Raw genomic sequence first — 22,396 nt, 5'->3', positions numbered from 1 at the left:
CCAGCATCATCGCATCACCGCGTTCGACCCCCTGCGACAGGAGGCGGGATGGATCGTCCTGGCCGAGAGCGACAACGATGCCCGGCAGGGAAACGACACCGCCAGTGCCGCCTCGACCATCAATTCATGGTCATCGAGCGACAGAAACCCGCTCGGTTCGAATTCGATGATCTTGCCGGCGCGGGTGAAGTTCCACGTATAGGGTTTGCCGCTTGGATAGATATTGCGGATACAGACATGCTGACCCAGATCATCCAGGGTGTTGGGGCGGATGCCCATCGTCGAATGAAGCTGGCGGGTTGTTCGGCAAAATCACCCTCAGCAATGTTGATGAGTGATGCCGGAACCTGGTTGCTGATTTTAAAGGGCTCGAACCTTCGACTTACATTCAGTTAAATCGGCGGCCGTTCCACATTTGCACGTTGTTACGTCTTCAAACTGCATGCGAGGCTAGCCCAACGCGCGGCCTGCACCCGACCCTCTGAAAATCACCGCACACCAGGATGGCCTTCTCCACTGGAGGGCCGAGCTTCTTCGCCTCACCGGCGATCACAGACCGCGGTCACCGGTGCGCTGGGTGGTTGAGTAAAGGACGTGTCAGATGAGTTCGACCGGAAAGAATTCGAGATCTGCGGCCCCGGAAGCGCCAGGCAGCGTGATTGACACCGGTCGCTTGCATTGTGCTGCTAACCCGTCCGATCTCGCAGTCGACCAACCATGAAGCCCTATGAATAACGAATCTAGACGCTGTCCGGTCCCCGACCACTTCTCACCCTCTGCTATGGGCGAGGATGGACAAATCACCGCAATGCTCTATCTGTTAGTGATCGTCAGCAAACGAATTCGTAGGCGCTGGCGGCTGAGGGCTAAGAGCTCCCGCCTGCCAATGCAGGACGTGCTCATGGTCGATGATTCCGCCGGGACATCTGAGAAAATTATCAGTGGCGACGGGAGCAAGCTGCTTGTTCTCCTCGCTGAAGATGAATCCCTCATTCAAGCAACTCTCGAAGATGTCGTGACGGAAGCGGGCTTCGAGCACTTTTCAGTATCGAGCGCAGACGAGGCTATCCTTGCTTTGGAGGAGAACTCGGCTCGCTTTTGCGCCCTGATTACCGACATAAGGATGGCAGGAGAAGCAGACGGATGGGATTTGGCGCGGCGGGCTCGGGAATTGCAGCCGCTCATGCCAGTGATCTATATGACCGGGGACAGCGCCAAGGAATGGGCAGCACAAGGCGTTCCCAACAGCGTTCCGCTTCAGAAGCCTTTCGTTCACGCCCAGCTCGTCACAGCATTGACCACTCTTCTCAACGACGCTGCCACGAGCAGCATCGGGCAATAGCGCTTCAGACTGAACTGAAGCGATCGGCTAGGGCGCTCAATCTTTCTGCCTTCTCCGGCGAAGAAAAGCGCCGCCACGAATGACCGCGACAACAGCCCGACACTTACGACCGCTTAGCGGCGATAATGGATAACTTGTGGATCTGTGGTGGCTTGGCGAATAAGTCGCCTTCGGCGGCCTTCGCCATCAAAGCCGCAGCGACCTGGCCATTTAAGTGAGCATCTCTTCCATCCTCGTCGTCAAACGTATCAAAGATCGCAAACGAACTCGGACCTTCCTGGATCGCATACCAGGAAATCGTGCCTGGCTCCGCGTTGACGAGAGGTATGGCTGATCTCAGAAAATCGGCGACCTCCTGTTCCTTGCCGGGTTTTGCTTCAAGCGGAACGTAGAGCGCGAATTTGGTCATGACCATCTCCATGGGCACCTGATCGTGCCGCAAGCTGCTATACCACGTTTAGCCGCCGGATGCTTCGCGATCGGGCAAATAAAGAAATCCATAGGAAAGCTCGGGGTTGAACTAGGATGGCGAACCCCCGGAATGATTGGAAAATAAAGGTCGCGGGATCAACGCTCTTGATGTTGGAGTGGACGGCCCCTGAACGGCATCGAAATGTGCCAGAATGAGCTGTTAAGATCTCAATCGAAGGGGCCGCCCATGAACAAGATTATTCGTATTGGCATGGATACGTCAAAGCATGTCTTTCAGTTGCATGGCGTGAATGCCGGGGAGAAGCCGGTCTTGCGTAAGAAAATGCGACGTAAGGAGATGATCGACTTCTTCACCACCTGCCCGCCACTTTGGTCGCGATCGAGGCCTGTGGTGGCTCGCATCATTGGGCGCGCTTACTAGCCTCATTTGGACATGAAGTAAAAATGATCGCGCCACAACTCGCCAAGCCATATATCAAGCGGAACAAGAATGACGCTGCCGATGCCGAAGGGCTGTGCGAGGCGATGAGCCGCCCAACGATGCGGTTTGTTCCGGTTAAGACCTTGATGAGCAAGCAGCACTCATGCTGATCAGCGTCCGTACCCGTCTGATAGCTAACCGAACCCAACTCGCCAACGCTAGACGGGGTTACGCCAATGAATTCGGCATTTCCGCAGCTAAGGGGCTAGCACATATTCCGATGCTGCTCGAAAGGGTACAAGTTGAGAAAACTGTGCCAGAGCTCGCACAGGAATTGTTCATAAGCCAGGCCGAGGAATACGCCGAACTGGAGAAGAAGATTGCGGATGTGGAGGCCAAGGTAAAAGCATGGCAGCGTAACGACGAACGCAGCATACGTCTCAACACCATTCCCGGCATTGGACCAATCGGTTCGGCTCTTTTGATAATGAAGACTCCCGCTCCAGAACTCTTCAAATCTGGTCGCCAGTTCGCAGCTTGGATAGGGCTGACGCCGAAAGATCACTCGACCGGCGGCAAGCTGCGGCTCGGTGGTATCACGCGAGCCGGCGATGAAGCTCTGCGGGCCATCCTGGTGGATGGAGCAACCGCTGTCATTCATCACGCGCGGCGATCTGGCAAGGCTTCTCGATGGTTGGCGGAACTGCTCAAGCGCAAGCCGCCTAAACTGGCAGCTGTCGCACTCGCCAACAAGATGGCGCGCATAGCTTGGAAGCTCATGGTCTCTGAAGAGACGTACAGCGCACAATCAGGACCGGCTTCGACGGGATGCGCCACATGAAGATTGGGAAGCAAGACCAGGAGTATCCTGATCTTCCCCACGTGTTGGCAATACTACAACTTGCAAGATAATAGCAGATGGTGTGATCGATCGATCCGGGACATAGGATACCCCGGGATTCCCATTGGCCCGTCAAGGCCGCCTTGATGTTTGGGACCTGTGTCGCGGAAACCATCTTGGCCAGCGTTCATGTGCGAACGCAACAACAGGCCGGACACATGAACGCAAGCGATCAGATCAAATTATTTCGAAATATCTTGCGAGTCGGGGGCCGTCCACATATGGGAATCGAACCAGCGACCCAGTCGAGCAATTCGGTTTATATCGCCTTACTATGGAAAAAACTGGTTGCGCGATTTCCGCGGCTCTTCGGGATTATTTTCGATTGCCTTGAGAGCGCTTCGATCGATCCGCACTCGGGAACATGCTGGAAAACATAAACATCTTTAAGATGGGCTTTTCCTGGGGTGGATACGAGAGCTTGATCACGCTGGCAAATCCTTCGGCCTCCCGAACGATAACGGATTGGTCAGCCAGGGGACCGGTGCTGCGTCTCCAAGTTGGACTTGAGGATCTGGAGGATCTGAAGCAAGATCTAAGCCAAGGCTTCGAGCGATTGAAGGCAACTCCATAGACACGCTGTCGATCACGACAACCGATATTTTCGGTGCGTCTATGGCTGATCGCGACATGACCCCGACGCGCGCTTCCCACTTGGGTGATTTTCCGGAGTTTTCAGGCTCTGGCAACCGGCCGTCGCTGGCAGTTATTCTTTGCCTGGCTGCCGTCATAGATGGCACCGCTTATACTATCGGCGCTTGTTCGGCGGCCGCGCACGTCGTTGGAAATCGCGTTCGCTGTACGTGGCGGGAATCCGGGGAAGGCGCTTTGCCATTGCAATTTCACTTTCGTCATTCTGTTGAATCAAAGTCGTCCTCTCCAACATTCAGCATCGCTGCCAACGTACGTAGGCCGCTGTCGAGCTGGTCGATTGCCGGCGCCGCCAGGGCGAGCCGGACGGCGTTGGGGGCATGGCCGGGCGTCACGGCGAAGGTGGTAGATGGTGTCAATGCAATGTCGCGCCTGGCGGCCGCAGCAACGAAACTTTGGGAGCGCCAGTGCGCTGGCAACATCAGCCACAGATGGTAGCATTTCCCATTGGTCTGGATTTCAAAACCGGAAAGGCGATCAGCCGCCAGTTTCTGACGCGCCCGCGCGTCAAGACGCTTCAGCCTCGTCAGCTCCTCGACCGTACCATCGCTAATCAAGCGCTGCGCGGCGGCAAAGGCAAATCCCGATGCGGCCCATCCGCCCGAACGCACCGAGGTGATCACACTTTCACGCAACCGCTGCGGCACGATGATGAAGCCCAGCGTTAAACCCGGAGCGACTTTCTTGGATAGGCTGTCGATGACAATACAGGTGTCCGGCGCGAGCGCGGCAAGGGGCGGCCCTTCGTCGAGGAAGCCATAGACATGGTCCTCGATGATTGGAAGACCCAGCTTCTCGACGGTGCGTAAGAGATCTGCGCGACGTGCAGAAGTCATCGTCACGCCCAACGGATTCTGGATCGCAGGCTGAATGTAAATGGCCGAGAGATGCGCTTCGCGATGCGCCTTTTCCACCGCGTCGGGCCGCACACCGCCTTCGTCCATTGCGAGTGGCACCAGCGCGATACCCAACCGGGCCGCAATGCCCTTAATGAAAGGATATGTCAAAGCCTCCACGCCGCAACGGCCGCCGGTCGGAACGATTGCAGCCAGTGCTGCGGCGATACTCTGTCGCCCGTTCCCGGTGAATACGAGCTGATCGGGTGCGGGAGACCATCCGCCTTGAGACATGTAAGCGGCCGCAATGCTGCGGATCGCCGGCGATCCGATGCTGATGGCCTGCCTCAATGCCATGTCGAGCGCGGCCGCCTTCTCAAGTCCATCGAGGCTTTTGGCGATGAGCGCGGTCTGATCGGGAAGCATCGGGTAATTGAACTCAAGGTCGATCCGGATGCCACGCGGTTCACTTGTCGCTGCCACGCCGCGCCTGGCGTCACCGGAAATGAAGGTGCCTCTGCCGACTTCGCCGACGACGAGGCCGCGGCGCAACAGCTCGGTGTAGACGCGGCTTGCCGTCGAGACGGCGATGTTGCGTTGATAGGCGAAGTTGCGCTGCGGAGGCAGGCGGTCGCCCGGCTTGAGCCTGCCGTCGGCTATTTCCGCGGCGATAATGTCAGCCAGCTTCAGATATTCGGATTTCGACATCTATTGCTCCGAGTGCAATGTTTCTATTGCACCGAGTAATATATCGGAACATCCTATCGTCATCAAATACATTGTACCGGAAACGGCGACGGTTCCCACCCTGATATGCAGAAGGCTCGTTCGACGAGCGTCTTCGCATGGCCAGGATCGACGTCGCCGTTCTCTCATCCAACAGGAGAAAGAGCATGTCTGACATTGAGAGCAAGATCGGTCGCCGTGATTTCCTGGCCTCGTCGTTGCTTGGCGCAGTCGCATTGACCACCCCGCTCGCCACCTATGCGCAATCCAGCGCCCAGGCAGCACCCATTGGGATCCGTCCATTCACCTTCCACGCATCGAACGAGGCGCTGGCCGATCTTCATGCACGCATTCGCGCAACGAGATGGCCGGAACGCGAAACGGTGCCGGACGCCTCGCAAGGCGTCAACCTCGCGACCATGCGGAAGCTCGCCGACTATTGGGCGCATCATCACGACTGGCGCAAGGCCGAAAAGGCACTTAACGCCCGGCCGAATTTCATCACTGAGATTGACGGGCTGGATATTCACTTCATCCATGTGAAATCAAAGCATCCAAACGCCCTTCCAATGATCATCACCCATGGCTGGCCGGGCTCAATCATCGAGCAGTTGAAGATCATCGACCCGCTTACCAACCCGACCGCGCATGGCGGCATGGAGGCCGATGCGTTCGATGTCGTCATCCCCTCGCTTCCGGGCTACGGTTGTTCGGGCAAGCCGACGGCGATCGGATGGGACCCCCAGCGTATCGCGCGCGCATGGGTCGAGCTGATGCGGCGCCTCGGTTATACGAAATATGTCGCCCAGGGTGGCGACTGGGGCAATGCAGTCACCGAACAGATGGCGCTTCTCAAGCCTTCGGGGTTGATCGGTGTCCACACCAACATGCCTGCCACCATCCCGGACGAGATTGCAAAGCTCCTGCCTGATGGTCCGGCACCGGCCGATCTTTCGGCCGACGAGCGCTATGCCTGGGACCAGCTTGTCTTCTTCTATAAACACGGACTCGGCTACGCCCAAGAAATGGTGAACCGGCCGCAGACGCTTTATGCGCTCGCGGATTCCCCGATCGGCCTGGCGGCCTGGATGCTTGACCATGACGATCGCAGCCGCGCCCTGATCACGCAGGTTTTCGACGGTGCCAACGAAGGGCTGACGCGTGAAGATATTCTCGACAATATCACCCTCTACTGGCTGACCAATACAGCCGTTTCGTCGGCGCGCCTCTACTGGGAAAGCAAGCTTGCCTTCTTTGCTCCCAAGGGTGTCGAGTTGCCGATGGGAGTGAGCGCATTTCCCGACGAGATCTATACCGCGCCGGAAAGCTGGACGCGCAAGGCCTATACCAATCTCATCCACTACAACCGCCTGCCCAAGGGTGGTCATTTCGCCGCCTGGGAACAGCCGCAACTCCTGGCCGAAGAGTTGCGCGCGACGTTCCGCACATTGCGTTGAGGAAGTTCAAATGAGGTCGACAAATATACCTACCTCGTCGAGCGTGGAGGCAATCACATGGAGTTGAGCGTCACCACAATCCTCGTCGCCTTTGCCGGCGTCTTCCTGATCTGCCTAATGAAGGGGGCGTTCGGCGGCGGGTTCTCCATTATCGGCATACCTCTGTTGTCGATCGTAATGGACCCGGTCACCGCCGGCGGTCTGCTTGCACCCTTGTTCGTCGCGATGGATCTGTTTGCCCTGCGCTATTGGAAGCCTTCTACATGGTCGAAGCCGGATCTTGTGTTGCTCTTGCCGGGGCTGATATTTGGCATCGGTTTTGGCTATCTGCTGTTCCACCTCCTTGATCACCGTGCCATCGCAATCGTAATGGGAGCGACCACCCTAATCTTTGTCGGCCTCTGGCTTATCAGGGGCACGGAGACACCAATACGCCCTCGGTCGACGCCAAAAGCGATCGCAGCTGGCCTCGCCTCCGGCGTCACGACGATGGTGGCGCATTCGGGTGGGCCGCCACTTGCCATGTATTTGCTACCTCTTGGCCTCAGCAAGGACATTTATGCAGGAACAACTAGCCTATTCTTTACAGTCGGCAACGCGACCAAAGCGATACCGTGGCTGCTATTGGTGAGGCCGACCACCGATCTCTGGATACTGATGGTGACTTGTCTGTTTGCCATTCCGAGCGGCGTGTGGCTCGGTTGGCGGCTTCACGCGGTGCTGGACCAACGCCAGATCTATCGTGCCTGCTACGGTTTACTGGTCCTAACAGCAACGAAATTGCTGTGGGACGGCGTTTCTGGATTTATGGCATGAGCATGTTACTCACGCCGGACTAAAGTGGTGATTGTCGGTCTTGAAGGGAACTGAACCGCTGACCCGGATCGGTCGTTACCAGTTGATCATTGGCCGCCGCCTGCGAGCACGCTCATTCGCAGCACAGCAGACGGAACTTGCCATCGGCTGCACCGTCCTCAATCGAATGCTGGCATGTGCCCGCCCGAAATCCGTCCGGTGCGGAAAAGCTACCGCATAGCCGCAGCATCAAAGACCGAATTCCGCTCGCACTACGATCGATGCACCAGAGCCCACTTCCGTGGCTTTCTCGCGAGATTGCTCCAGCCGCTCGCCGGGATCTGAACAAATGTTAGGAGTTACGTTCCGAAAAGCTCAAAGACGGCAGGTCCACTGCATCGAATTTATCCCTCAAAGCTGATTTTGCCACCTTGCGAATGCCCGCTACGTTCGGGTTCTGCAGCAAGCGTGCGCGATGCTTGCGCAGTTTAAGGCGGCATACCCGCACCGCGTTATTAGTCGATCGGTTCATTGACCCGACCCATCACGCACGCGGGCTTAGGACGCAGCCTGTCATTGATGTTTCGGGAAACCCCAATATAACAGCGTGGCATCTCTCGATGATGATGATGCGTAGGTTCTTTCGGGATCTGCCAATGCTTTTGGGAAAGATGCGATATGCCGAGACGGAAACCGCCAGCAGTTGTCAGCACCGGAATAACAGGACTGGACGAGATCCTGCGCGGCGGCCTGCCGGCATCGAACCTCTACATGCTTCAGGGCGCGCCGGGATCTGGCAAGACCACGGCGGCACTCCAGTTTCTCCGCGCCGGCGTGGAGGCGGGCGAAAGCTGCATCTACGTGACGCTTTCGCAGACGGCGGCAGAGCTCGAAGCCATCGCGGTTTCACATGGGTGGACGCTGGATGGAATTCGCGTCGAAGAGTTGACCACCTCAGGGTCGGTCAGCGAGGCGGACGACCAAAGCATCTTCATGACGGCCGACCTTCGTCTGGATGAAACCAGGAAGGCGATAGAAGCGGCGATCGAGGAGTACAAGCCGCGCCGCCTGGTTTATGACTCGCTTCTGGAAATCCGGCTGATCACCGGCGACTCCCCGCGTTTTCGGCGGGAATTGATCAGTTTCAAATCCTTTCTGGCGAAACGCAACGTTGTCGCACTGCTGCTCGATACTCAAACGCCCGGCTATGATCGTAGCGGGGAAGAGGTGGAAGGATTAGCCCACGGCGTCATTCGCCTCGACAAGTCGCTGGAGGAATACGGCGGTGTGCGGCGTCGCGTCGAGATTTCCAAGTTGCGCGGTGTCCCGGTTGCCGACGGCTATCACGACATGGCGATCCGGGAAGGTGAGGGCGTTGTCGTTTTCCCAAGGATCATGCCCAATACCGCAGCGGAAACGAGCAAGCCGCAACTGATCAAGTCCGGCGTTGCAGCGCTGGACGAAATGTTTGGCGGCGGCCAGGAAGCCGGAACCACGACACTGGTCATTGGCCAGTCGGGTACCGGCAAATCGACCATGTCATCGCTTTATGCAACCGCGGCGCTCGAGCGTGGCGAAAACGTCGCGCTGTTCCTGTTCGAAGAGCGGCTTGAAACATTTTTCCGGCGCTCCGAAGGTCTGGGCATGCAGCTGCGTCAATTCCATAAGGACGGCAAGCTCATTCTCCGCGACTTCAACCCGAACGAAATCTCCCCGGGCGAATTTGGCCAGATCGTCCAGGACGCCGTGACCGAGAACAAGGTCCGCGTGGTCGTTATCGACAGCCTGACCGGCTATCTCAACTCGTTGCCCCACCGCGAAAAGGCTGTCCGCGATATCCAGTCGCTGCTCAAGTTCCTCGCCCGCTCCGGCGTGCTGACCATGTTGATCGTCGCCCAGCATGGGCTGCTTGGCCAAAATGTCGGCATCGACGTCGACGTCAGCTTCCTCGGCGACACGGTGCTGCTGCTTCGGATCGTCGAGCACGAAGGAAGGTTGCGTCGCAATATCACCGTTGTCAAAAAGCGACACGGTCCGCACGATCTCAATGTCCAGGAACTGCTGATCGAAAGCGGCGGCGTCAGCGTTGTTGCCTACAATCCCCTTCCTGATCCGAAATGAATGAGGCGGCAGGCGAAAGCGAGCTTGATTGGGTGCTCGTCCTTGCTCCGTTTCGCAAGGATGCAGACTACATCGCTGCGTTTTTGCGTGAGCAGGATATAGCGGTCAACCACGGCCTGATCGGCGACGATCTGGCCAATCACCTGTCGCAGTCTCCCGGCGTCATTGTCATTACCCATGAAGCCTTGAGCGCGTCGATCATTGCCGCGATCGGTGAGCATCTCGCCGCCCAGCCGGATTGGTCGGAAGTTCCGATCCTGGTGCTCCTCGAGCGGGCGGCACCGGTTGATCGAATTCGCGAGCATCTGCATCGGTCATGGCCCGGCGCGCGTCTCCTGTTCCACACGCGCCCGATCGCCCGGCTGGAGCTGGTCAACAGCATCCAGACCAATCTTCTGGTGCGGCTGCGCCAGAAACAGGTGCGCGACGCCATCGATCGCGAGGTCGAGCTTCGACTGGAGCTCAATCATCGCATCAAGAATATTCTTGCGAGCGTGACCTCCATCTTTCAGATGACGCGGCGCGGCGCCTCGACGGTCGAGGAACTTGCGGAAGATTTTACCAGTCGGCTGCACGCCTTGTCCAATGTGCATACGGTGGTATTCGAGGCCGGTGGAGAAGAGGCTTCTCTCTCATCGGTGATTGCGGTTACGGTTGCGCCCTATAACGGCGATGGCCTCAGTCGTATCAAAGCCCAAGGGCCCGATGTTTTCGTCAGTCGCATCTCTGCCACGACAATTGCTCTGTGTCTTCACGAATTGACGACGAACGCCATCAAGTACGGCGCACTGTCACAAAAAGACGGCAGTGTCGACGTTGCCTGGTCCATCTCGGCGGATGATCCGCCGACACTATCGCTAGACTGGGTTGAAGCAGGTGGTCCCGAGGTGACGCAGCCGACACGGCAGGGTTACGGCACCAGATATGTACGTTCCGCGCTCGGAGCCCTGTTCGGATCCAAGCCCAAGATCGTGTTCGATCGGCACGGTCTGCGGTGCCACGTGGTTGGCCCACTGGAACGGCTCAAATAAGGCTATTTGTTGGTTTCCACGCGGAACTGAGCCGGTGGGGATGCGGATAAAAAGTTGGACTGCTTCATAATTTAAGGCCGAGACTCTTGCGATATTCGACCGGGCTGAGTGATCCCAGCGATATCTTGATACGCTTCTCATCGTACCAGCGGATATAAGCGTCTACCTCGGCAACGAACTGTTCGATTGTGATGGCTTTCCAATCTCGTGGATAAAAGAGTTCCGTTTTCAATCGGCCGAAGAAGCCTTCGCATGCGGCGTTATCTTTTGAGCAGCCCTTTCGGGACATCGAGCGAACCATTTTCGCTTCGCTGATCCGTGTTAGCCAGCCTGGCCAGCGATAATGGGCTCCGCGATCGGAATGAACGATTGGCCGTTCCTCGCCGCCGGTCACGGTCTCAATAGCTGCATCCAGCATAGTATTGACCAGCCCCGCGTCTGGCTGCGTTCCAATCGACCAACTGATGACCATGCCGTCGAAGCAGTCGATGATGGGCGAAAGATACACCTTCCCAGCCGGGATCTGGAACTCAGTGATGTCTGTCAGCCACTTCACGTTCGGCGCTTTTGCATGGAAGTCGCGATTGATCAGGTTCTCGGGTGCCTGACTTATTTCTCCCAAGTATGATCCGAAACGCCGTCGGCGCGGTCTGGCCACGACCAAGTGCTGCTGCTTCATCAAGCGCTGGGCAACCTTTTCCGAGATGATCACGCTCTGCCTAGCAAGTGACGCCTGTAGTCTGCGGTAGCCGTAACAACGACGGTTCGCTTCAAAGATTTCCGCAAGGCTGCGCCGGACGGCGGCATACTTGTCTGCCAGACACATGCGCGTGCGATGATAAAAGTAGCAGCTTCGCGCAATTTGCAACTGGGCGAGCAGTCTAGCAAGCGATAGGTATCTTTAACCCCACTGCCGAATGGTCGGGTTAAGTCGCTTGCCAAGCCTGATATAAAGCTCAACGGCTCGAAGTCTGTCTGCATAGAAATACATGAACTTCCTCCTGGTGGTCCAAGTTTTCGTCCGCACCGCCGGTATTTCCACCGAGATTTGGCTCCCAATCGCTCCGAGCACCGTCGTCGCAGACCATCAAGTGCACGGACGCTCCAGGACGTTTTCAACGACGATCGAGTCGAGTTCTTTCCTAAGGGTGGCGACGCCCGCTGCACCGTTGAGCTTCGCGAACTCCTGTTGCGCTGCATTCCAGAGAGGCGATGCCTTGTCATGCAGGGCATCGCCCTCGCGGGTGAGTTCAATGATCCGATAGCGGCCATCGGTGGGCGACGGCTTCATCGTCACGAAACCGTCCCTCTCCAGCGTGCCGACCATCTTCCCCATCGCCGTGCGTTCGACGTCGAGCCGCTCGGCCAGCATGTTATACCAACCTTCATTAATCCTGGCTCTTGGGATTCCCAAAAGCGGCCGAATCTGAATCGATGTTGCAAACCGGAGGTTTGCGATGAGTTCGGCAATTCGCTTGCGATCAGATTTGATGTAGATGGACTGCGGCTTCTGGCCCGACAGACAAAGAATGCCAGTCAGGCGCGGCGGCTCTTGGCGCTTGCGTCCATTTATGATGGTGGCTCCCGCGCAGATGCCGCGCGGCTCGGTAGCGTGACCCTGCACATCGTGCGAGATTGGGTTGTGCGCTTTAATACGCTGGGTCCTGACGGACTGATCAACGGCAAGGCTCTAGGCAAACCGTCATTGCTTAACGGCGATCAGCGCGCGGCCTTGGCGCAAGCCCTTGAGCGTGGTCCGACACCCTATCTCGATGGGGTGGTGCGCTGGCGTCTGTGTGATTTGGCACAATGGCTATGGGAGGAATTCCGCATCTCGGTGAGCGAGCAGACCTTGGGACCTGAAGTGCGCTCGATGGGGTATCGCAAGCTCTCTGCTCGGCCAAGGCATCACGCGCAGGATGCTGATGCGATCGAGGCTTTTAAAAAAGCTTCCCCAGCACAGAGGTTGCCACTGGCCCCGCCAAGGGCAAAGTGATCGAAATTTGGTTTCAGGACCAGGCCCGTATCGGCCAGAAGAACAAGATCGCGCGTCGCTGGGCCAAGCGTGGATCAAGGCCTTCCGCGCCACACGACCATCGCACCCGCTCAGCATATATCTTCGGTGCAATCTGCCCCAAACACGGAAAAGCCGCAGCCCTCGTCATGCCTTGGTGCGACACCCACGTTATGAACCAGCATCTCATAGAAATATCCCGGAACGTCGCCGATGATGCGCACGCTATCCTCATCATGGATCAGGCCGGTTGGCATATGTCCAACGCCCTGGCCGTTCCGGGAAACATCACCATCCTGCCATTGCCGCCGAAATCGCCCGAACTCAACCCTGTAGAAAATATTTGGCAGTTCATGCGTGAAAACTGGCTTTCGAACCGCGTCTTCAAATCTTACGACGACATCGCCGATCACTGCTGCGATGCCTGGCGAAAACTGCAGGACCGACCATGGAGGATAATGTCCATCGGTCGGCGGAAATGGGCGCATGAGTTCTGATCATTGAGGGTTGGTAGAAGGTGCTGGATATGCTGACGTAAACGCTTCCGTGCGAAGCCGAGGCGCAGCATTGATCATCCTGCACCACCGTCTACATAGTATTCGCGAGAACGACGAAAATCTTCTGCGATTTGAGGGGAGTAAAATGGCTCGACTTACGGACACTGTAGCGGTCATCACCGGTAGCGGCAGGGGAATTGGCCGGGAGATCGCCATCCAGCAGGCGCGGGAGGGCGCCAAAATTGCTGTTCTTGCGCGCACACAGACGGAAATCGAGGAAACCGTCTCGTTGATTGAGGGAGAGGGTGGGCGAGCGATCGCTGTGACCACAGACGTCATCGACTATGGCGCGGTCGAAAGGGCTTTTGCGCGGATCGCGTCCGAGTTGGGTCCCGTCGATCTGTTGGTCAATAACCACGGTTCTTTCCAGGCTTTCGGCCCGTTATGGGAGTGTGATCCTCTTGTCTGGTGGCGAGACGTGGAGATCAATCTGCGCGGAGCTTTCCACACATGTCGCGCGGCATCGCCGAGAATGTTGGCGCGGGGCAAGGGCCGGATCGTCAACCTTGTGGGCGGCGGAACCGGCAACAGCTTTCCCCATGGCTCTGGTTACGCCTCTAGCAAAGCAGCCATCATGCGCCTGACGGAGTGCCTCAATGATACGACGATCGCTCACAGCGTGCGCGCCTTCGCAGTCGATCCAGGGCTCGTGCGAAGCGCGATGACCGAAATGCAGCTATCATCAGAGGCCGGGAAAACCTATCTGCCGGGCATCCAGCAGCTTTTCGACGATGGCGTTGACGTCGACCCCTCACGCGCCGCGTTTCTGATTGCGGACATCGCCGCAGGACGTTTCGACGTACTTGCCGGTCGTCTTCTGCGTGGCGTCGATGATCGCGATGAGCTCGAAAGGGAAATGGACAGCTTGGTTGCGGCGGACGGAAGGGCACTGCGCTTCACGGTGATCGAGCAACAGAAGCTCTGACACCGCACCGGCTCACGCGAGGCTTGATCAGACCCGCATTCTGCGGTCGCACGTGCCGCCGCCAAACGAGCGTGGCGCTCTCGGACGAAGTCTTGCGTGGAAACCAACATTCAGGGTGATATGTCTCCGTTGGCCCATTACGGTCATCGAAGGCGCTTTCCCAAAAGCCTGGCTTTGCGCCCTCGTGCTCGCCGTTCCCGGCCGAAGCAAGTCCTCCCGAAAGTAGCCATCTATTCCAGGTACGGGGTCAGCACCTCTTCGATCCATTTCATGAATGTGCGGACCCGGCGCGAGAGATTGCTCCGATGTGCTACGACGAGAGACACGGGGATCGCCCGGCGACGAAAATCGGGCATGATCTCAATAAGCGCTCCACTCTCAAAATATTGGCCAATCCCTATGAGAGGCGCCTGAATCAGTCCAAGGCCGGCGAGGGCAGCGGCGTCGTAGGTCTGCGCACTGTTGACGTGTAGCGCACCTGGCAACTGAAGCGTCGCGTAGCTGTCGCCGTGCGGATATTCCCATCCATAGGGCCTTGCGCCCAGCATCGTCGAAAAATGAATTGTCCGATGTTGCTGACGCTTGAGATCGTCTAGCGATCGCGGGATGCCATAGCGCGCCAGATAGGCGGGGCTGGCAGCGTTGACCATGCGCAACAGGCCCATTGGGCGGGCAATCAGCGTCTCGTCTCTGATGGGTCCAAGCCGCAATACACAGTCAAACCCCTCTTGGACCAGATCGACTTGCCGATCCGTACTCGACACCTCCAGCTCCAACTCTGGGTGAGCCGCCAGGAAATCCGGCAAGGCCGGCACGATGGTTGTGCGCGCCACCTCGGTCGGAAGATCGACCCGCAAACGCCCGCGAAGTGCCACGCCATCGCCTGCGAACATCGAGTGCAGGTCATCGACTTCAGCAAGCAGATCGCGGGCGCGGGCATGAAATGCGCGTCCGTCCTCCGTCAACTGCACGCTGCGCGTCGTCCGGTGCAGGAGCCTGACACCGACATCTCCCTCCAGCTTCCGGACCGCCGTTGAGGCCCTCCCTTTTTGGATGCCCAAGCTATCGGCTGCGCGGGTGAAGCTCCCCATTTCCGCTACCCTTATGAAAATGAGGATGGGTTCGAGATTCTGCATTTCGTGCCTCGGTATTGTTCTCTTCGGGGGTAACAGTGAGTTAATTTCCCCAGCATTTATCACATTCAGAGGACACAGTAAGTTCCGAATACTCGGATCCCCCATCGGAGAATGACAAATGTCCGGAACTATGAATCTACATCAGGTGCCTCAAACCATGACCTTCCGTCGCGCCCTGTGGGCCGGCCGGATCATGAGCGCGATTGTCGTTATCGCCCTGGTAGCAGATGGCACCATTCAGCTTTTCGCGCCGGCACAGATTGCGAGCATGTTGCAGGAAACCGGCTTCGCGATGGACCTGACCCATGTGGTGGGTCCGATCATACTCGCCTGCGCCATCCTTTACGCCATTCCGGCCACCGCCGTTCTCGGCGCAATCCTGGTGACTGGCTTTCTGGGAGGGGCGATCTGCGCTCATGTCCGCATTGGTGAGTTGGGGTCGCTGCCGGAACTCATTTCCTTGGCTCTGGGCGCGATGACATGGGGTGGCCTCTATCTGCGCGATCCCCGTATCCGGGGCATTCTGCCGCTCATCCATTGAACAAACAGGGCAGTGCTCTGTCCCTAAAATGAGGAGAATACGCATGTTCTTAGTAAAGGTGACCACATGAAGGTTCTTGTTTTAGGAGCAACGGGCGGAACCGGACGCCTGATTGTCCGCGACGCCATGGCGAAAGGCCATTCTGTCGTCGCGTTGGTTCGCTCGAAGGCGCGAGCCGATCTGCCGGGAGGAGACGTGATCGAGGGCGATGCTCGCGACGAGGCCGCCCTTATGCGTGCCTTGGACGGCTGCGATGCCGTCATCAGCGCCTTGGGCACCGGCATGGGATTCCGTAGGGTCACCCTGCTGACCGTCGCCGCTCAGGCTTTGGTCACGGCGATGACACGCAAAGGCGCGCGCCGTCTAGTCTGCATTTCTGCCCTTGGAGTCGGGGACAGCCGAGGCCACGGCGGCTTCGTGTTCGACCGGTTGTTCCAGCCTCTGTTGCTCAGTCAGGCTTACAAGGATAAGAACGGTCAGGAAGCCGCGATCCGCGCCAGCTCACTCGACTGGATTTTGGTCCGGCCCGCCATGCTCACCGATGACACAGCTCGTGGCGACGCCAGGGCCTTCACCGACCTCGCAGGCGTCAATGGCGGCAAGATAGCACGCGCGGATGTCTCTCGGTTCGCGGTGGAGCAACTGACGGTCGACACTTGGTTGGGGCGGACACCAGTTCTCATGTGGTGAGCATTCGCCCCGCAGCCCTGAAAGATAACGTCTAATTTTCTCCTTTGAAAATGCGATGTGATGAAACACCCATGCCCCCGCCGCTCGCCGCATTGGGGAAGGTTCACATGGCTCATTTTCAATGGAAATTATGCGCCTAATGGAGTGAATCCCTCGGGCTGGGCCACGGGAGACGGAAAAACTGATACACTCTGCGGGCCTCAATCGGAGAAGGCTTATGAAGTCCTAAGGACCATATCGGCGGCACTCGACACCGTTCAAGGTCCAGCTTTGCTGCGCCGTATGAACGAAGTTTGTCGGTGACGATGCGCTTCGGTGCGAGACCCTGTTTCTTTAGCAGCCTGATCAGCAATCGCTTGGCGGCCTTGGTATAGCGGCGGGTCCAGACGATCTCGACGCTACCTCGTCCAGATGCCAGATGTCCTTTCGCGACGGCTTCTTTCTGCGTAACTGCTTTGCGTAAGCCGGGCCGAATTTGCGGCCCCATCGCCGGATCGTTTCATAAGACACAACAATGCCGCGCTCCAACAGCATTTCCTCGACCACCCGCCAGCTCAAAGGGAACCGAAAATACAGCCAGACAGCATCGGCAATGATCTGCGGGGGAAGCGATGGTTTTTATAGCTGATTGTGGGCTTGCTCATCTCAACCCCACTATCCACAAACCGTTAAGCCGCAGACAATGCGACATCGCCTGGCAGGCTGCATGTTCATGTCTCTGCATTGCGGCAACTGATTGGCTGCATCGCGGTGAGCGTCACGCAATTAGAAGGCGTCGTGGATTCAGCATCCTCCGACGATCTATGAACTTGAATTCGAAGTGTCCGACGACACTTGGATTGGGGGCGTAGCGCCGTCGGACACTGCATTGCCCGGATCGGGGGTGGCATCCTATCCGGCGGTGGCCATTCTGGCATCTACCGAGGGTTTAGTTAACCTGCCCAAATGGATGGCCGCCAAGGAGATGAGGTAAGCAGAAGTGACAGCACAGGGCGCACTGAATCTGCGGGCAAAGCGGATAACGCAATGTTGTCGGCTTGTGTCGCGAAATGGCGAGACTGCAACCATTGAATACATTAAAACATACAATAAATCTGCTGGGATATGACGTAATTGTGATGGCCAATGGCGCGATACAATTTTAAAGTACGGGTTGAATCGAAACGCATTTTAGCGCAAAGCCATATTGAGGAAACCGATCAACTGACAGCCTCCAGAGCTGTTGTAATGGTGCTCGCCATGTTTTCCTTCAACACGAAAACTCCTCCCACACATCCGTTGAATTTGAAGATTCGTCAGGCCAACGGGTAGCGGTGATTACCCTGCTGGTCGAAACACGCGTGAACTTGTCGATCACTCTTCGTGGTGCTCGGTGAGGACAACGTTTCGTGTCGGCATTTTGGATTCTCCGGTCAGCTGATGTCCAGGTGCATTTCAATCACCATATGGCATATTATGCCATATGGCCGACACTTCAAGGAGAGACGGTCGGCTTTGAAAGCCGTAGCGCCAATCAAGGCTTAAGTTTCGACGGACAACAGCCTTCCGGGGCCGGAAGTCTCGCCAATACTGCCAAATTGAAAAATCAAGAAATTCTGTCAAGCGCAGGGTCTGATGTCATGCATCTAAAAATGAATCTTAAGTGGGGCGTTGATTCAGTTCCCTTCAAGAGTAAGCCAAATATTGTGGGCTTGAGGTACGCCCAGCCAACGCTGCCTGGATGAGGAGTATTCACGGGGATACCCGCAATACCTTTCGCACCGTCCGCGAGAGCTCATCGACAGTCACGATAACTCGGTTCAGCAGTGACAGCGTTGCCAGGTGCACCATCGCACGCTTGCGCAGGACAAGGCCAGCATCAGACGCCATACGGACCCGCTCGCCAAGGTCGTGCCGTAGACCGCAGATCGTGGTGGGATTCACGCCTTTGGCCAGCGAGAATGCATTCAGATAGAGCTCCATCGCTTGGAGCGCCAGAACGTCACACCGACATTGACCCGCCGACTAGATGGGCGGGAGGGCGCACGCCGGGGAAAAGCTGTATCGTGCGATTTTCCAATGTTCATCGCCCTTCTTTCGCAAAAGAAAGAGTTCATGGAAGGCAGTCTGCGCGCCCTCTCCAGTCCTGGTCGGCGTGAAGATCCCGCTGGTATCAGTGCGCACGTAGGCCCATTCTGGCGACATCTCCACAAGTTCCTGGATTGTGGTTTGCATTTCAAAGCGGATGAGTTGGAAAGTGCTTTCGTAGTTTGCGCGACCGGCGTCGAGCCCTAGGACCGCGGGTTGGAGAAACGGCAACATCACCGGATCTTCGGAATAAAGGTCAAGTATAGCGTCGATGTTGGCATCGTTCAGTGCTCTGAAATATGCAAAGATGGTTGCCTCGATAGCGGAACGCGTTGGGGTGTCCACAGTCATTTTGATGCCTTTCCATTAGTTGTGAACCGGTGCAGTCCGCCTGAGGGCGAGGAAAAACTGGCGGCTTGGGCGTTGGATTAGCCCTTGAGGATCAGATTTTTCGCCCAAAGAGGGTGGAAGCACTGCTGGGGCGCGCCGTCCTGAAGCGACCCAAGGTCCATTGGTGCAAAGCCCAGGTCGTCTATGAGGGCGGAGATATCCTTGCGGGCGTCAGGGTTATCTCCAGACAAGAATACGACACGGCGCCCGCCATCTTCTTCAGGACTCTGTGCAAGGACTGCAGCGGGTATTGTGTTGAAGGCCTTGACAACCTGCGCCCCACTTAGGGTCTCCTGAACGAGGCTTGAGGAAAACTTACCGCCCAAGTCAGCCGGAGTGAAATCGGGAAACTTGATCGCGTTTGTCGGGTCGATGACCCTTCTTCCGCTCCAGTTCGTCATGGAAGCAAGTTCAGCAATCCCCGAAAAAGGGATTGCTAAGATGACGATCTGGGCCTTGAGCGCGTCCTGCAGTGAGCTCGCGGTCACTGTCGGGCCAATCGCCGCGGCCAACGGCGCGATGGCCTCCGGCGGCTGCCGGGCCGCGACGGATACTTGAATGTGCTTACGGGCGAACGCGCAGGCAAGTGCCTGGCCAATTGCGCCAAAACCTATAATCGCATAGCTCATGAGATCCTCTTGGCTGCCGTTTAGAGTGGAAATATTCGTACGAATGCTGGCGCATTTGACGTGGGCTGTTGTCCACCCGGGAGGGAAGCAGATGTTCTGCGCCGATCCCGGGGGCGCGTTGAGCGAGTGAAAACGCGGGCGCCCTATGCAATTGTCCGAACGACACCGCCGTCGACACGCAAAGAAGTACCGGTTGTAGCCGAAGCCTGCTCCGAGCATACATAGACGACGAGGTTTGCGACTTCTTCGGTTGTGGCGAAGCGCTTGATGAGCGTGCTCGGGCGCGTCGATTTGAGGAATTGCTGCTCAGCTTCCTCTTGCGTGATGCCTTGCGCCGCTGCGGCCGCCTTCATCCAACCGCCCATAATCTCCGAATTGGTCGGACCAGGGAGGACCGAATTGACGGTGACGCCTGTACCGGCAACTGTCTCGGCCAAGCCCCTCGCAATGGCGAGCTGAGCGGTCTTGGTCATGGCGTAGTCGATCAAATCCACAGGAATTGCGAGTGCGGACTCGCTACTGATGAAGACGACGCGACCCCAGCCGCGCTTCATCATGTTCGGCACATAGTGACGGGAGGCGCGAACGCCGCTCATGACATTCAACTCGAAGAGATCGATCCACTCGCTGTCGCCGATTTCGAAGAAGGGCTTCACGCGCCCCGTGCCGACATTGTTGACGAGAATGTCCGCATCCGGGGCCCGAGCAAACAACTCCGCCGCGCCTTCTGGGGTGGCAAGATCGGCGACGACACCGACGAATTCGCCTTTCGGGAAAAGGGCGCGCAATTCGCGAAGCGTTGCGGCGACCCGGTCCTCACGGCGACCGTTGATGACCACCGAGGCGCCGGCACGCGCCAACCCTTCGGCAATGGCTCGGCCTATACCCGCCGTAGACCCAGTAACAATCGCCTTGCGTCCGGTACTATCGATATTCATGGCACATTCCCTTTCAAGCGTTGGTAGACGCCTCATTTAAGTTATACGGAAAGCATTGATAATAACGCGGATCGCCATAAGATTGATGCCTGAGGAGAATAGGATGGACCGATTTCACGAGTTGAGTGCCTTTATTGCGGTGGTCGAATCGGGCGGCTTTTCGGCTGCTGCGCGTCGGACCGGCGAGTCACAGCCCGCTATCAGCAAGGCAATCGCCGCGCTCGAGAAACGCCTCGGCGTGGCACTGTTCAATCGTAGCACCCGCAGCGTGACCCTGACGGATCAGGGGCAGCGATACTATGACCGGACGAAGGCGCTCGTTGATGAAATCGACGATGCCGATAGCGAACTTGCGAGCAGCACGCAGACTGTTTCGGGCCTGATAAGGATAAGCGTGGCCTCCACATTTGGCCGCCTACATATCCTACCGCTGATACCCGAGTTGTTGTCGCTTTATCCCGCCCTTCAGGTGGATCTCGTTCTTTCGGATTTCGTGCGAGACATGGTGGAAGATCGTATCGACCTGGCGATCAGGGTTGGGCCTGTCGAAGACTCAGACGCAGTTGTCCGCCGGGTGGCGGTCACGCCCCTCGTTTGCGTCGGATCCCGTCGCTATTTCGAGAAGCATGGGATGCCGAAGTCCCCCGCAGACCTGAGTGAGCACAATTGCCTTCTATACGGTGGCCTAGCGGAATTGGCGAAATGGCCCTTCGCAGGTCCGGAAGGACGTTTCAGCGTGCCCGTTCGCGGCAACTTGTCGTCCAACAGCGTCGAAACGATCCGGGCTGGAGTTCTAGCCGGCATCGGAATTGGCCTCTTCGCCAAGGTCTCGCTCGCCGATGAGCTCAATCATCCTGACGTGATCACGATACTCGACGACTTTCTCTGCGACGTCAGAGACATCAGCCTCGTCTGGCCGAAGCGTCGGTTCGTGCCGGCACGCGTGCGCCGCGCGACCGACTTCTTTGCAGCAGCCGTTCCGCAGCATCTCTAGCCCAGGCCGAAGCAACGCCGATCGCCATCGCTGGCGCTGGACGCCTAGGTACCGCGCGCCCTGTCGCAACAACTTCCGCTTATGTGCCGGGTGGGCAGACCTTGGGCCCGATCGCGGCCGCATCTGCTGCAAAACTTTCCGGATCACGCGTGGTCGCAACGGTCGCGTCAATGCCCTTGCGGGCAAACACCTTGGCAAGAGCGTGGCCGATCTTGCCGAAGCAAATAATTGCATAGCTCATAATGTTTCTCCACCTGTATGAATGCCGATTCAGACCTGCGCCCAACCACCATCGACGGCAGGATCGATACCGGTGATGTAGGAGCTTTCATCGGAGGCGAGGAACGTGAGGGGAAGGCCGATACACCTATTTGAAGGATCTTGACGACGGTGACGTTGCCCCCGCATCGTCGAGATGTTCGAGATTGAAGTCAAAGAGATCCGCGCAGATTTCAAGGAGAAGGGACAACGAATCCTCAACTGGGTTACGCCGGACGAGGCTGGTAAGTTCATCCGTAAGCTGGGCGACCATCCGGCCCAGCCTGAAAAACTATGAAAAGGGCAGACGGTAAAAGCTCAATCACCGTACTGACAAAACACTACGCTGAAACTGTCTTTTGCCCGGAGAGTTGCGATGGATGACGTCTATAGGCCTCCAGAAAAATTGCGAGACGCAACGTTATTTGGTCCGGCGGATTCGTCTCTCGGATGCCGAAACCATATTTGCCGGATGGGCGACGGATCCAGAGGTCACCAATTATCTGGTCTGGCGTCCTCATACGGACATTTCTCAGGCGCATGA

At 57.4% G+C, this 22,396-nt stretch carries 21 protein-coding genes and 7 pseudogenes; 15 read left to right on the top strand and 13 right to left on the bottom strand.

Translation table 11 applies throughout. From position 1 onward, the window contains the following. Positions 1-6: 6 nt before the first annotated feature. Complete coding sequence (locus ACQZ6F_RS29040; RefSeq protein ID WP_449095576.1) at positions 7-279, bottom strand: hypothetical protein; 273 nt, start codon at positions 277-279, stop codon at positions 7-9. 622 nt (positions 280-901) lie between these two features. Here ACQZ6F_RS29040 and ACQZ6F_RS29035 point away from each other — a divergent pair. Further along, on the top strand, positions 902-1,342 hold the full coding sequence (locus ACQZ6F_RS29035) for a response regulator (RefSeq protein WP_449095577.1): 441 nt from the start codon (positions 902-904) through the stop codon (positions 1,340-1,342). 103 nt (positions 1,343-1,445) lie between these two features. Here ACQZ6F_RS29035 and ACQZ6F_RS29030 read toward each other — a convergent pair whose 3' ends face one another. After that, entirely contained in the window at positions 1,446-1,751 is a 306-nt protein-coding gene (locus ACQZ6F_RS29030) for a putative quinol monooxygenase (protein WP_449095578.1), read from the bottom strand. A 249-nt stretch (positions 1,752-2,000) separates the two neighbouring features. On the opposite strand from ACQZ6F_RS29030, the pseudogene ACQZ6F_RS29025 reads away from it, so the two are divergent. Beyond that, a pseudogene (locus tag ACQZ6F_RS29025) lies at positions 2,001-3,036 on the top strand (IS110 family RNA-guided transposase). Between the two features lie 424 nt (positions 3,037-3,460). Next, positions 3,461-3,670, top strand: a complete 210-nt coding sequence (locus ACQZ6F_RS29020) for a PLP-dependent transferase (RefSeq protein WP_449095579.1) — start codon at positions 3,461-3,463, stop codon at positions 3,668-3,670. Between the two features lie 277 nt (positions 3,671-3,947). Here ACQZ6F_RS29020 and ACQZ6F_RS29015 read toward each other — a convergent pair whose 3' ends face one another. Continuing rightward, positions 3,948-5,291 carry an aminotransferase-like domain-containing protein gene (locus tag ACQZ6F_RS29015; RefSeq protein WP_449095580.1) on the bottom strand — a complete coding sequence of 448 codons (1,344 nt, stop codon included), beginning with the start codon at positions 5,289-5,291 and terminating at the stop codon, positions 3,948-3,950. A 185-nt stretch (positions 5,292-5,476) separates the two neighbouring features. On the opposite strand from ACQZ6F_RS29015, the gene ACQZ6F_RS29010 reads away from it, so the two are divergent. From ACQZ6F_RS29010 to ACQZ6F_RS28990, 5 genes and pseudogenes are all read left to right on the top strand, one after another. Beyond that, positions 5,477-6,766 (top strand): epoxide hydrolase family protein, encoded by a 1,290-nt coding sequence (locus ACQZ6F_RS29010; RefSeq protein ID WP_449095581.1) that lies wholly within the window; start codon positions 5,477-5,479, stop codon positions 6,764-6,766. 57 nt (positions 6,767-6,823) lie between these two features. Then, the gene (locus tag ACQZ6F_RS29005) at positions 6,824-7,582 is read left to right on the top strand and encodes a sulfite exporter TauE/SafE family protein (protein WP_449095582.1); all 759 of its coding nucleotides are present in this window, start codon (positions 6,824-6,826) and stop codon (positions 7,580-7,582) included. Between the two features lie 61 nt (positions 7,583-7,643). Continuing rightward, positions 7,644-7,802, top strand: a pseudogene (locus ACQZ6F_RS29000) (IS5/IS1182 family transposase); the annotation flags it as partial. A gap of 437 nt (positions 7,803-8,239) precedes the next feature. Beyond that, positions 8,240-9,682, top strand: coding sequence for an ATPase domain-containing protein (locus ACQZ6F_RS28995; protein ID WP_449095583.1), 1,443 nt, complete (start codon positions 8,240-8,242; stop codon positions 9,680-9,682). Then, on the top strand, positions 9,679-10,713 hold the full coding sequence (locus ACQZ6F_RS28990; protein WP_449095584.1) for a sensor histidine kinase: 1,035 nt from the start codon (positions 9,679-9,681) through the stop codon (positions 10,711-10,713). Before ACQZ6F_RS28995 ends, ACQZ6F_RS28990 begins: the two co-directional genes overlap by 4 nt. 64 nt (positions 10,714-10,777) lie before the next feature. Here the strand turns inward: ACQZ6F_RS28990 and ACQZ6F_RS28985 are convergent. After that, positions 10,778-11,602, bottom strand: a pseudogene (locus ACQZ6F_RS28985) (IS3 family transposase); the annotation flags it as partial. Positions 11,603-11,800: 198 nt separating this feature from the next. After that, positions 11,801-12,085, bottom strand: a complete 285-nt coding sequence (locus ACQZ6F_RS28980) for a MarR family winged helix-turn-helix transcriptional regulator (RefSeq protein WP_449095585.1) — start codon at positions 12,083-12,085, stop codon at positions 11,801-11,803. Positions 12,086-12,139: 54 nt separating this feature from the next. Between ACQZ6F_RS28980 and ACQZ6F_RS28975 the strand changes: the two genes are divergently transcribed. After that, positions 12,140-13,224 (top strand): IS630 family transposase gene (locus tag ACQZ6F_RS28975; RefSeq protein ID WP_449095665.1). Its coding sequence is split into 2 segments (ribosomal slippage): positions 12,140-12,662 and positions 12,662-13,224, totalling 1,086 coding nucleotides; the frame shifts between segments, so codons are not numbered across the junction. 70 nt (positions 13,225-13,294) lie between these two features. Next, positions 13,295-14,209: an SDR family NAD(P)-dependent oxidoreductase gene (locus ACQZ6F_RS28970; RefSeq protein WP_449095586.1), complete on the top strand. Its 915-nt coding sequence runs from the start codon at positions 13,295-13,297 to the stop codon at positions 14,207-14,209. Positions 14,210-14,439: 230 nt separating this feature from the next. Here the strand turns inward: ACQZ6F_RS28970 and ACQZ6F_RS28965 are convergent, their stop codons facing one another. Next, positions 14,440-15,345: a LysR family transcriptional regulator gene (locus ACQZ6F_RS28965; protein ID WP_449096344.1), complete on the bottom strand. Its 906-nt coding sequence runs from the start codon at positions 15,343-15,345 to the stop codon at positions 14,440-14,442. 118 nt (positions 15,346-15,463) lie between these two features. Here ACQZ6F_RS28965 and ACQZ6F_RS28960 point away from each other — a divergent pair, with 118 nt between their 5' ends. Both ACQZ6F_RS28960 and ACQZ6F_RS28955 read left to right on the top strand, forming a co-directional pair. After that, positions 15,464-15,886: a DoxX family protein gene (locus tag ACQZ6F_RS28960; protein ID WP_449095588.1), complete on the top strand. Its 423-nt coding sequence runs from the start codon at positions 15,464-15,466 to the stop codon at positions 15,884-15,886. 66 nt (positions 15,887-15,952) lie between these two features. After that, the gene (locus tag ACQZ6F_RS28955; protein ID WP_449095589.1) at positions 15,953-16,576 is read left to right on the top strand and encodes an NAD(P)-dependent oxidoreductase; all 624 of its coding nucleotides are present in this window, start codon (positions 15,953-15,955) and stop codon (positions 16,574-16,576) included. 259 nt (positions 16,577-16,835) lie between these two features. On the opposite strand, the pseudogene ACQZ6F_RS28950 reads toward ACQZ6F_RS28955, so the two are convergent. Next, a pseudogene (locus ACQZ6F_RS28950) lies at positions 16,836-17,267 on the bottom strand (IS6 family transposase); the annotation flags it as partial. 697 nt (positions 17,268-17,964) lie between these two features. On the opposite strand from ACQZ6F_RS28950, the gene ACQZ6F_RS28945 reads away from it, so the two are divergent. Next, positions 17,965-18,300 carry a hypothetical protein gene (locus tag ACQZ6F_RS28945; RefSeq protein ID WP_449095590.1) on the top strand — a complete coding sequence of 112 codons (336 nt, stop codon included), beginning with the start codon at positions 17,965-17,967 and terminating at the stop codon, positions 18,298-18,300. Between the two features lie 7 nt (positions 18,301-18,307). Here the strand turns inward: ACQZ6F_RS28945 and ACQZ6F_RS28940 are convergent, their stop codons facing one another. From ACQZ6F_RS28940 to ACQZ6F_RS28925, 4 genes are all read right to left on the bottom strand, one after another. Continuing rightward, positions 18,308-18,538 (bottom strand): hypothetical protein, encoded by a 231-nt coding sequence (locus ACQZ6F_RS28940; RefSeq protein ID WP_449095591.1) that lies wholly within the window; start codon positions 18,536-18,538, stop codon positions 18,308-18,310. Positions 18,539-18,580: 42 nt separating this feature from the next. Beyond that, positions 18,581-18,994, bottom strand: a complete 414-nt coding sequence (locus ACQZ6F_RS28935) for a YybH family protein (protein ID WP_449095592.1) — start codon at positions 18,992-18,994, stop codon at positions 18,581-18,583. A gap of 77 nt (positions 18,995-19,071) precedes the next feature. Then, positions 19,072-19,662, bottom strand: a complete 591-nt coding sequence (locus ACQZ6F_RS28930; protein WP_449095593.1) for an NADPH-dependent F420 reductase — start codon at positions 19,660-19,662, stop codon at positions 19,072-19,074. Between the two features lie 143 nt (positions 19,663-19,805). After that, on the bottom strand, positions 19,806-20,600 hold the full coding sequence (locus ACQZ6F_RS28925) for an SDR family NAD(P)-dependent oxidoreductase (RefSeq protein WP_449095594.1): 795 nt from the start codon (positions 20,598-20,600) through the stop codon (positions 19,806-19,808). Positions 20,601-20,703: 103 nt separating this feature from the next. On the opposite strand from ACQZ6F_RS28925, the gene ACQZ6F_RS28920 reads away from it, so the two are divergent. Continuing rightward, entirely contained in the window at positions 20,704-21,594 is an 891-nt protein-coding gene (locus tag ACQZ6F_RS28920) for a LysR family transcriptional regulator (RefSeq protein WP_449095595.1), read from the top strand. 91 nt (positions 21,595-21,685) lie between these two features. Here ACQZ6F_RS28920 and ACQZ6F_RS28915 read toward each other — a convergent pair. Both ACQZ6F_RS28915 and ACQZ6F_RS28910 read right to left on the bottom strand, forming a co-directional pair. After that, positions 21,686-21,835, bottom strand: a pseudogene (locus tag ACQZ6F_RS28915) (NAD(P)-binding domain-containing protein); the annotation flags it as partial. 29 nt (positions 21,836-21,864) lie between these two features. After that, a pseudogene (locus ACQZ6F_RS28910) lies at positions 21,865-21,951 on the bottom strand (oxidoreductase); the annotation flags it as partial. Between ACQZ6F_RS28910 and ACQZ6F_RS28905 the strand changes: the two are divergent. Continuing rightward, a pseudogene (locus ACQZ6F_RS28905) lies at positions 21,951-22,150 on the top strand (NUDIX hydrolase); the annotation flags it as partial. The pseudogenes ACQZ6F_RS28910 and ACQZ6F_RS28905 sit on opposite strands and share 1 nt — an antisense overlap. Positions 22,151-22,396 lie beyond the last annotated feature (246 nt).

It is taken from the genome of Rhizobium sp. A22-96, from assembly GCF_053521805.1.
Note: the sequence above shows the minus strand (reverse complement) of the source record. Positions and strands in the feature narration are given on the sequence as shown.

Coding starts and splice junctions, on each gene's coding strand:
- ACQZ6F_RS28940 (WP_449095591.1), bottom strand. CDS start 18,538: ATGGAGCTCTATCTGAATGCATTCTCGCTGGCCAAAGGCGTGAATCCC.
- ACQZ6F_RS29040 (WP_449095576.1), bottom strand. CDS start 279: ATGGGCATCCGCCCCAACACCCTGGATGATCTGGGTCAGCATGTCTGT.
- ACQZ6F_RS28920 (WP_449095595.1), top strand. CDS start 20,704: ATGGACCGATTTCACGAGTTGAGTGCCTTTATTGCGGTGGTCGAATCG.
- ACQZ6F_RS28965 (WP_449096344.1), bottom strand. CDS start 15,345: ATGCAGAATCTCGAACCCATCCTCATTTTCATAAGGGTAGCGGAAATG.
- ACQZ6F_RS28935 (WP_449095592.1), bottom strand. CDS start 18,994: ATGACTGTGGACACCCCAACGCGTTCCGCTATCGAGGCAACCATCTTT.
- ACQZ6F_RS29010 (WP_449095581.1), top strand. CDS start 5,477: ATGTCTGACATTGAGAGCAAGATCGGTCGCCGTGATTTCCTGGCCTCG.
- ACQZ6F_RS28995 (WP_449095583.1), top strand. CDS start 8,240: ATGCCGAGACGGAAACCGCCAGCAGTTGTCAGCACCGGAATAACAGGA.
- ACQZ6F_RS28960 (WP_449095588.1), top strand. CDS start 15,464: ATGTCCGGAACTATGAATCTACATCAGGTGCCTCAAACCATGACCTTC.
- ACQZ6F_RS29030 (WP_449095578.1), bottom strand. CDS start 1,751: ATGACCAAATTCGCGCTCTACGTTCCGCTTGAAGCAAAACCCGGCAAG.
- ACQZ6F_RS28930 (WP_449095593.1), bottom strand. CDS start 19,662: ATGAGCTATGCGATTATAGGTTTTGGCGCAATTGGCCAGGCACTTGCC.
- ACQZ6F_RS28980 (WP_449095585.1), bottom strand. CDS start 12,085: ATGCTGGCCGAGCGGCTCGACGTCGAACGCACGGCGATGGGGAAGATG.
- ACQZ6F_RS29005 (WP_449095582.1), top strand. CDS start 6,824: ATGGAGTTGAGCGTCACCACAATCCTCGTCGCCTTTGCCGGCGTCTTC.
- ACQZ6F_RS29015 (WP_449095580.1), bottom strand. CDS start 5,291: ATGTCGAAATCCGAATATCTGAAGCTGGCTGACATTATCGCCGCGGAA.
- ACQZ6F_RS28955 (WP_449095589.1), top strand. CDS start 15,953: ATGAAGGTTCTTGTTTTAGGAGCAACGGGCGGAACCGGACGCCTGATT.
- ACQZ6F_RS29035 (WP_449095577.1), top strand. CDS start 902: ATGGTCGATGATTCCGCCGGGACATCTGAGAAAATTATCAGTGGCGAC.
- ACQZ6F_RS29020 (WP_449095579.1), top strand. CDS start 3,461: ATGCTGGAAAACATAAACATCTTTAAGATGGGCTTTTCCTGGGGTGGA.
- ACQZ6F_RS28990 (WP_449095584.1), top strand. CDS start 9,679: ATGAATGAGGCGGCAGGCGAAAGCGAGCTTGATTGGGTGCTCGTCCTT.
- ACQZ6F_RS28925 (WP_449095594.1), bottom strand. CDS start 20,600: ATGAATATCGATAGTACCGGACGCAAGGCGATTGTTACTGGGTCTACG.